Origin of the sequence: Vibrio sp. 10N.247.310.98, from assembly GCF_041467395.1 — a bacterium.
Classification (GTDB): Bacteria; Pseudomonadota; Gammaproteobacteria; order Enterobacterales; family Vibrionaceae; genus Vibrio; species Vibrio crassostreae_C.
This window is the reverse complement of record NZ_JBFSUL010000098.1, coordinates 1-8,714: the sequence shown is the minus strand read 5'-3', so window position 1 is coordinate 8,714 and position 8,714 is coordinate 1. Positions and strand designations below refer to the sequence as shown.

Genomic DNA, 8,714 nt, shown 5'->3' with positions numbered 1-8,714 from the left:
TCTTCTTGAAGATAAAAGCGGCTTTCCCCGGAAAGCCGCGATGAACCTTTTTTATGCTTGTAACTATTTTACCGGTGAAGGCTTGATAGATTGAGGAAAAAATAAAGGCTTACCCGAAGGTAAGCCTTTATTCGAACTTGAACTGATTGAAAAAAATGACTATTTGTCTGAAAGCTTTGCTTCTAGTTCAGCCAGTTTTTGTTCCATTTCAGTGAGCTTCTGGCGAGTGCGAAGCAGTACTTGTGTTTGAACATCAAACTCTTCACGGCTCACAACGTCTAGCTTGTTGAGTTGGCCTTGGATAACTTGGCGAACTTTTTGGTCTACGTCTGAACCAAGCTCTTTTACTGGTTGAGGCATAGAATCGTGGATCTGCTTAGCAATTTGCTCTAGTTTTTTTGGATCAAACATATCAATTAAAACTCCTTAATATTTATCACTATTCTATTTAATCACATCAAAGATGTCGCCTATGGCGTACAAAAAAAGGCCACCGAAGTAGCCTTTTTATTGTTAATACGACAGGGAAATTACTTATTGTTAGCTAATTCTCTGTGCGCCGCTTTTGCTTCATCAACACGGGCCAGCTTCTCGAGATCTTTATCTTCGAGGAAAACTGGAATTGGTTTATGTTTTTCGGCTAAGTAGCTATAAATAACCGGTAGAACAAACAGCGTAAACAGCGTACCAATCGCCAGACCAGCAACGATAACAATACCGATACTAAAGCGCTGAGCTGCACCTGCACCCGTGGCGTACATCAATGGGATCAGGCCTGCAATCATCGCCGCTGTTGTCATTAGGATTGGACGTAGACGTACCCTTGCCGCCTCCATAACCGCCTCTTTGCGTGATAATTTATTATGCAGCTGCTCTTCTTTTGCTACCTCACAGATCAAGATACCGTGCTTGGTAATCAGACCAACCAAGGTAATCAGCCCCACTTGCGAGTAGATGTTCATCGTCGCTGCGCCCCAAGCGAGCGCAATCAATGCACCACATATTGCGAGTGGCACCGACACCATGATAACCAATGGATCTTTTAACGACTCAAATTGAATCGCCAGAACCAAGAAGATGATCGCCAGTGCTAAACCGAACGTCACATACAGTGCGCTGCCTTCTGTTACAAACTGACGCGACTCACCCATGTAGTCATGGTTATAGCCTGCAGGTAATTTGGTTTGGGCAATGTTTTCAAACCAGTTTACCGCATCACCCATCGCCGCGCCCGGCATAGGAACCGCACCGACCGTCGCTGAGTTCAACTGGTTGAAGTGAGGAAGAGAGCGAGGCTCTGCCACCACATCAATTGTTACCAAGCTACCGAGAGGAACAGCATCACCATTGCTGGCTCGAACGTAGTAATGATTCATTGACTCTGGGTTTAAGCGGAACTTACGCTCAACCTGAGGGATCACTTCATAAGAACGACCGTTGAGGTCAATACGGTTAACGTAACCATCCGACATCATGGTGCTTAGGGTGACACCGATATCTTGCATCGTTACCCCATAAGCGCCCGCCATATCTTTATCAATTTGAATCTTCATCGTTGCTGAATCGTAGTTCAAATCAAGGTCAGAGTAGACAAAGAGAGGGCTATCTTTCACATCCGTTAAAATATCGGTTGCGATAGCGAATAAGCTCTCAAAGCTGCTTGGTGTGGTAATCACAAACTGGAGTGGTAGACCAGAACCGGCACCCGGCAACTCTGGCATTTGGAACGCGGTTACTGCCATGCCTGGGATATCTTGTAGCAATCCACTGATACGGTTCGTTACCTCAGATTGGCTAGCCGTGCGCTCACTCCATGGCACCATTGAGGCAATACCAAATGCTTGGTTTGAGTTTGGTACACCAGTGAAGGATTGAGCGTATTGGATTTCAGGCTGGGTCACCAAGATACCGCTCACGTCATCCATCGTGTTACTTAGGTAGTCTAGGTTAGCCGTTGATTGACCAGTACCAATCATCATCACCACCCCTTTATCTTCTGCAGGGGCAAGTTCACTTGGGATGAATTTAAACAGCATCGGCAAGCTTAAAAATACAATGACCGCAAAGCCAATGATAACCGGACGATGATCCATGATCGCATGCAGCATCTTAGAGTAACGGCCTGTCATACGATCAAGTACGCTGTGTACCTTCAGTTCAAACTTACTCGGCTGTGCATTTTCTTTTAGCAGCTTTGAACACATCATTGGAGACAGTGTTAAAGCGATGATTCCAGAAACAAATACCGCGCCAGCGAGGGTTAATGCGAACTCTTTAAACAGCGAGCCTGTGATACCACCCATCATTGCGATAGGGGCATAAACCGCGCCCAATGTCAGTGTCATTGCAATAACCGGTACTGCAATTTCACGGGTACCAATGATGGCAGCCCTGAAAGGAGATTCCCCCAATTTGACGTGTCGATCGACGTTTTCCAGTACTACGATTGCATCATCAACCACTAGACCGATTGCTAATACCATCGCCAGTAGCGTCATTAAGTTCCATGAGAAACCCATGACTTGCATCACCATCGCAACACCAACCAGCGATAAAGGGATGGTTACGATAGGAATGATAACCGCACGCAATGAGCCTAAGAATAGCGTGATAACCACTAATACAATCAGCGCGGCTTCAACAATCGTGTGTATAACCTCTTGAATGGATTCATTAATCGCAATGGTTGAGTCATACATGATATTCATGCTGATATTGCTTGGTAGGTTTCGCTCCAACTCAGGATACAGCTGCATAACATCAGCAGCAATGTTGATCGGGTTAGCACTTGGCGCTGCATTGATGGCGGTTACAACCGTTTGTTTGCCATTAGCACTTGCGCGAACCACATCGTGGCTTTTTTCTAGTGAAACCTTAGCAATATCACCTAAGCGAACAATAGAACCGCCATTTTGACTGGTTTTGACCACCAACCTTTCTAATTCATCGGTATTGGTTACTTGGGTATTGGCACTGCCGTTGTACAGCATAAACTCACCAATTGCTTGGCCAGTTGCTGATTGGTAGTTGTTTGCATTAAGCACCGTCATCACGTCAGTGGCTGTCAGGTTTAATGCTGCCATTTTGGAAGGATCAAGCCATACACGTAATGCGTATTTGATCCCGCCGTACAAGTCGACCTTTGATACGCCATTAACGGTAAACAGTTGTGGGTTAACCACTCGCTCAAGGTAGTCGGTAATTTGGCTTGCAGAGAGTTCATCACTCGTAAAACCAATGTAGAGTACCGCCGTTGTTGAACCGGTAGACATAGTTACGGTTGGATCTTCGGCTTCTTTAGGAAGCTGAGAACGTACCGAGTTAGTCTTGGCCAGTATGTCAGACAGCGCGGCATTCGGGTCGGTATTGAGCTTCATATTGACCGTAATAGTCGAGCTACCGAGTACGGACTGCGACGTCATATAATCAATATTATCGGCTTGAGCGATCGCTTGTTCTAATGGCTGAGTTATAAAGCCTTGGATCAGATCGGCACTGGCACCGTAATAGCTCGTCGTGACCGTCACGATCGTATTTGTCATGTCTGGGTATTCACGAACCTGCATTTTGAAGATTGCTTGGAAGCCAAGCAATGCGATCAAAAAGCTGATTGAAATAGCCAGAACTGGACGTTTAATAAAAACATCAGTAAAGCGCATGATTCCTCCAATTACAGCATTGGTGTTTCAGCTGGCGGCGTCGTTGCATCACTTTCTACAACTCGAACTTTAGCATTGTTACTTAAACGAACTTGACCCGTTGTCACGACAACATCGCCAGGCTCTACGCCTTCCAGTATGTGAGCAATACTTTCTGTACGTTCACCTACTTTCACCACTTGTTGTTTCACACGCTGCACACCATCTTCTTCACGTAAAATATAAACATTGTCACCGTAAAGTGTGAAAGTGATGGCCGTCTGAGGCAGTGTCACTTGGTTTGCTAGTTTAGGTAGAATGATGTTAGCGCGCGCAAACATACCGCTACGTAACTTACCATCGTTGTTTGGGATATCGGCTTGTACTTGGATAAGACCACTTTGGATGCTAACCGCAGGCTCAATGGCACTAATAGAACCTTTAAACGGTTTTTCTGGGTATGCATCAACGAAGATGTCGATCGCCTGACCAACCTCAATACGAGAGATGTCATTTTGAGAAATAGTGAAGCGTAGGCGCATAACACTGGTGTCTTCTAGGCGAACGATGTCAGTGCCAGATTGTAGGTATTGGCCTAGATACACATTACGAATACCGACAGTGCCGTCAAACGGAGCGCGGATCTCGCGACGGGCAATCGATGCTTTTAAGCTTTCAATGTCAGCAGATAGAGAGTAGTAGTTTGCCTCTGCTTCATCGTATGCTTCTTTTGAAATAGAGCCTTTCTTAAACAGGCCTTGGTAGCGTTTGTATTTTGCTTTTGCCGCAGGCAGTCGAGCTTCAGAACTCTTTAAGTTGGCTTTTTCTACGCCAGAATCAAGACGAACAAGAAGTTGGTCATTTTTAACGTCAGTTCCTGAACCAAAAGAGATTTGGTCAATAACACCGCTGGTTTCGTTCGCTAGTGTCACACCTTGGTTAGGTTCGATGAAGCCGATAGCTTCAATCACTGGCACCCAGTCGATCGGCTGAACTTCAGTTACCGTTACTGGAAACTCTGGTTCAGGGCGGTTGGCCATATACTCAGCAATTTTTTGTTGTTTGAACATGTTAAACCCAATAACGCTGCCGAAAAGTAGTACAGCGATGAGTAACATGAAGAAAGTCCACTTTTTCATTATGGTCAAAACTCCGATCTAGTGTTTAATTATTGCGTCCCAACTGGCTTCGATTGCAGATTCTAGTTCTGCCTCATCAAGTTGGTAAAATCCTAAAGAATGCTTGCGTGCTAGAGAAACACTAGCCGCCAAGCTCAATCCACCTAATACTTCATTGTTAAGTGGTTTAAACAATCCTTGTTCTTTCCCCTCATTAAATAGCAGCTCAACTTGGGCAAACATTTTACGTTCTAGTTCCCTGAAGTTTAGGCTATTTGTGATGGGTAGAGAGTCATACTGAACCCGATTTTTTATTGCGGCTAAATTCGTTCCTGCTAAGTTCCATATGTTCAACCACATAGTACGGTAGCGTTGTTTAATTGGATCCGAATCATTAACCCCTTGTTGAACAGCATCAGCTACTCTTTGAGTCACGAGCATTCGAACATCTTCTATCAAATGCTCTTTATCATCGAAGTAGCGATAGATAGTGCCTGCAGCCACTCCCGCTTCTTTGGCTAATTTTTGCATTGAAAGGCCTTGGAAACCGACCTCTGCAATTAGCTTTTCAGCTGCAGAAAGTATTTGCTGGCGTTTATCCCGAGGTGCATGAGTTGTCATATTTCAACCACCAATGAATGAACGTTCATTCATTATAGCCTAATAACCACACACATGTGCAACAAAGTTTTACATAATCAGCGTAAAAATCTTGTATAAGAGAACGTAGCATTCGTGCTGTTGCAGCATTATTATAGGCGCGCAATTGAATTCGCCCCTCTAGACCAAACTGAGAATCAAATGAAACTGAACCCAAGACAAGATGAAGCCGTGAAATATGTTTCGGGCCCCTGCTTAGTATTAGCGGGCGCTGGATCCGGTAAAACACGTGTTATCACCAATAAAATTGCTTATCTGGTTCAGGAATGTGGCTATAAGGCGCGTAATATTGCGGCGGTGACCTTTACTAATAAAGCGGCACGCGAGATGAAAGAGCGTGTGGGTCAAACTCTAGGTAAAGGTGAATCTAAAGGTCTGATCGTTTCAACGTTCCATACCATGGGTTTAACTATCATTCGCCGAGAATACAAAGCGCTGGGTCTGAAAGCAGGCTTCTCGCTGTTTGATGACCAAGACCAGTTAGCTCTACTTAAAGAACTAACCGAAACACAGATCGATGGTGATAAGGATCTGCTGCGTTCTTTGATGAGTACCATCTCAAATTGGAAGAATGACATGCTGACGCCAGATCAGGCGAAAGCACGTGCTCAAGGCGAACAAGAGCAGTTGTTTGCATTCTGTTTTGAGATGTATCAAAAACAAATGAAGGCCTATAACGCACTCGATTTTGATGATCTGATTGCGATGCCAGTATTGCTACTGAAAACCAATCAAGAAGTGCGTGAACGCTGGCAGTCTCGTATTCGTTATTTGCTGGTCGATGAATATCAAGATACCAACACTAGCCAATATGAGTTGGTTCGTTTACTGGTGGGTGAACGTGGTCGTTTGACGGTCGTAGGTGATGATGACCAATCTATTTACTCATGGCGTGGCGCAAAACCACAAAACTTGGTTTTGTTAGGTGAGGATTACCCGAACCTACGCTTGATCAAACTAGAGCAAAACTACCGCTCGACCAGTCGAATTTTGCGAGCAGCGAACATCTTGATCGCCAACAATCCGCACGTCTATGAGAAGTCACTGTTCTCTGAGATCCCAGATGGTGAAAAGCTCAAGGTATTAAATGCTAAGAATGAAGAGCATGAAGCAGAGCGTATTACCGGTGAGATCATCGCCCACAAGTTTTTGAATCGCACAGAATACAAAGATTACGCAGTGCTTTACCGCGGTAACCACCAATCTCGCTTGATTGAAAAAGCCTTGATGCAGAACCGTGTGCCTTACAAAATCTCAGGCGGTACATCCTTTTTCGCCAGAGCAGAAATTAAAGACATCATGGCTTACCTACGTGTGTTGGTGAACCCTGATGATGACAACGCCTTCCTGCGTATTGTAAACACACCACGTCGTGAGATTGGCCCAGTTACGCTTGAAAAATTAGGCAGCTACGCCAACATGCGCGGTAAAAGCCTGTTTGAAGCCAGCTTCGAAATGGGCTTAGAGCAAACGCTGACGGGCCGTGGTTTGGAAAACCTGCGTCGTTTCAGCGATTGGATTGTTCGTATCTCGGATAATGCAGAGCGTGGTAATACAGTTGAGGCGGTTCGCTCTTTGGTTCGTGACATTAATTACGAAGATTGGCTCTACGAAACCTCTCCAAGCCCGAAAGCCGCTGAAATGCGAATGAAAAACGTGTCTGATCTCTATAGCTGGATTGTGGCCGACCTCGAAGGTGACAACTATGATAAAGAAGAGAAGACGCTACGAGAGGTTGTTCAACGTTTAACTTTACGCGATATGATGGAGCGCGGGGAAGATAATGACGATGCAGACCAAGTTCAACTAATGACATTGCACGCTTCGAAAGGCCTAGAGTTTCCGTATGTATTCTTGATGGGGGCTGAAGAGGGCATCTTGCCACACCAAACCAGTGTTGATGAAGGTAATGTAGAAGAAGAGCGTCGTCTTATGTATGTAGGGATTACGCGAGCGCAGAAAGAGCTGACTTTTACTAAGTGTCGAGAACGTCGTCAGTATGGTGAATTGATTAAGCCAACACAAAGCCGCTTCCTTGACGAGTTGCCGCATGAGGATGTGGAGTGGGAAAGCGTTAAGAAACCACAATCCGCTGAAGAAAGAATGGAAAAAGGACAGGCACACATTGCTAATATTCGTGCGATGTTCAACAAAAAGTAGCGTCTGGTTCTGAAAGCATTAAATAGAGATAAATAAAAAGGTGACCATAGGGTCACCTTTTTTGAATCTGGCATTTTTAATTACAGATCGGTAAATTACAGACCAGCAATCATGTGCTCGATAGCATCTTTGATTTCGTCGTCTGAACAGTCCATACATGAACCTTTCGCTGGCATTGCATTAAAGCCGTTGATTGCGTGGTTAGCTAGGATATCGCGACCTTGAGCAATACGAGGCCCCCAATCACCAGCATCACCTGTTTTAGGTGCGCCACTTACGCCAGATGCGTGACAAGCGATACAAAAGGTACCGTAAACTGTTGCGCCATCACGAGGGCCTGTTGGTTCTGCGACTACTGGTTCGCTGCCGACTAGGTAAACTTGACCAACTGGTTTGATGCGTTCAGCAATTGCATCTTGCTCTGCTTCGCTAAGGCCTGAAGCCATTGCGCCAGTTGAAAAGGTTAAAACTGCGATGACAACGCTTAAAATTCGACGAGACATATCCATTAAACTCACTTTACATTCCCAAGGTAAGTACGTGCTTACCAATTTATAGTGTTGGAGGGTGTTTTGGCTTCACCAGCAAAGAGCAACTGTTAAACCAATGTAAATAATGGGTGATTATATCCCGATAAGTTGTTGCAATAAACAACAACTTATAAGCTGTGGCGGGTTGTAGTACTCAAATAAGGGGTTTATCACATATTAACTGTCGAAAAAGAGACCAAACAGAAAAAAAAGTTAAAAAAGTACTAGACGGCATTGGGTGATATACGTATTATTCCACTCCGCCGACAGGGCATGCGCCTGTAGCTCAGCTGGATAGAGCGTTGGCCTCCGGAGCCAAAGGCCGAAGGTTCGAATCCTTTCAGGCGCGCCATCCGGTCTCTTACTTCGGTAAGTGAGAAATTGGCAAAAAAGAAATAATGGTGGCTATAGCTCAGTTGGTAGAGCCCTGGATTGTGATTCCGGTGGTCGCGAGTTCGAATCTCGTTAGCCACCCCATTCTTTCTTTACAAAATATCGGTAGCTTCGGCTTCCAGTGTTGATTCATTATTCCCAAGAGTCGATACAAAATTAGTCGGTGAATAGCGCAGCTTGGTAGCGCATCTGGTTTGGGACCAGAGGGTCGGGGG

The 8,714-nt window shown here is 45.1% G+C and carries 6 protein-coding genes and 2 tRNA genes; 3 read left to right on the top strand and 5 right to left on the bottom strand.

Annotated elements, in window-relative coordinates; all coding sequences use genetic code 11:
• Nucleotides 1–159: 159 nt before the first annotated feature.
• The 4 genes from ubiK to AB6E78_RS22490 form a co-directional block, all read right to left on the bottom strand.
• Nucleotides 160–411, bottom strand: coding sequence for a ubiquinone biosynthesis accessory factor UbiK (ubiK, locus tag AB6E78_RS22505; RefSeq protein ID WP_017061964.1), 252 nt, complete (start codon nucleotides 409–411; stop codon nucleotides 160–162).
• Between the two features lie 119 nt (nucleotides 412–530).
• The gene (locus AB6E78_RS22500; RefSeq protein ID WP_017061963.1) at nucleotides 531–3,659 is read right to left on the bottom strand and encodes a multidrug efflux RND transporter permease subunit; all 3,129 of its coding nucleotides are present in this window, start codon (nucleotides 3,657–3,659) and stop codon (nucleotides 531–533) included.
• Between the two features lie 11 nt (nucleotides 3,660–3,670).
• Nucleotides 3,671–4,777, bottom strand: coding sequence for an efflux RND transporter periplasmic adaptor subunit (locus AB6E78_RS22495; RefSeq protein WP_102394327.1), 1,107 nt, complete (start codon nucleotides 4,775–4,777; stop codon nucleotides 3,671–3,673).
• 18 nt (nucleotides 4,778–4,795) lie between these two features.
• Nucleotides 4,796–5,377, bottom strand: a complete 582-nt coding sequence (locus AB6E78_RS22490) for a TetR/AcrR family transcriptional regulator (protein ID WP_017061961.1) — start codon at nucleotides 5,375–5,377, stop codon at nucleotides 4,796–4,798.
• A gap of 180 nt (nucleotides 5,378–5,557) precedes the next feature.
• Between AB6E78_RS22490 and rep the strand changes: the two genes are divergently transcribed.
• Nucleotides 5,558–7,576: a DNA helicase Rep gene (gene rep, locus AB6E78_RS22485; protein WP_102394326.1), complete on the top strand. Its 2,019-nt coding sequence runs from the start codon at nucleotides 5,558–5,560 to the stop codon at nucleotides 7,574–7,576.
• A gap of 95 nt (nucleotides 7,577–7,671) precedes the next feature.
• On the opposite strand, the gene AB6E78_RS22480 is transcribed toward rep, so the two are convergent.
• Nucleotides 7,672–8,085 carry a cytochrome c5 family protein gene (locus AB6E78_RS22480; protein WP_004735792.1) on the bottom strand — a complete coding sequence of 138 codons (414 nt, stop codon included), beginning with the start codon at nucleotides 8,083–8,085 and terminating at the stop codon, nucleotides 7,672–7,674.
• A 296-nt stretch (nucleotides 8,086–8,381) separates the two neighbouring features.
• On the opposite strand from AB6E78_RS22480, the gene AB6E78_RS22475 reads away from it, so the two are divergent.
• A tRNA-Arg gene (locus tag AB6E78_RS22475) sits at nucleotides 8,382–8,458 on the top strand.
• A 49-nt stretch (nucleotides 8,459–8,507) separates the two neighbouring features.
• Nucleotides 8,508–8,583, top strand: a tRNA-His gene (locus AB6E78_RS22470).
• Nucleotides 8,584–8,714 lie beyond the last annotated feature (131 nt).

Coding starts and splice junctions, on each gene's coding strand:
- AB6E78_RS22490 (WP_017061961.1), bottom strand. CDS start 5,377: ATGACAACTCATGCACCTCGGGATAAACGCCAGCAAATACTTTCTGCA.
- AB6E78_RS22500 (WP_017061963.1), bottom strand. CDS start 3,659: ATGCGCTTTACTGATGTTTTTATTAAACGTCCAGTTCTGGCTATTTCA.
- AB6E78_RS22495 (WP_102394327.1), bottom strand. CDS start 4,777: ATGAAAAAGTGGACTTTCTTCATGTTACTCATCGCTGTACTACTTTTC.
- AB6E78_RS22480 (WP_004735792.1), bottom strand. CDS start 8,085: ATGGATATGTCTCGTCGAATTTTAAGCGTTGTCATCGCAGTTTTAACC.
- rep (WP_102394326.1), top strand. CDS start 5,558: ATGAAACTGAACCCAAGACAAGATGAAGCCGTGAAATATGTTTCGGGC.
- ubiK (WP_017061964.1), bottom strand. CDS start 411: ATGTTTGATCCAAAAAAACTAGAGCAAATTGCTAAGCAGATCCACGAT.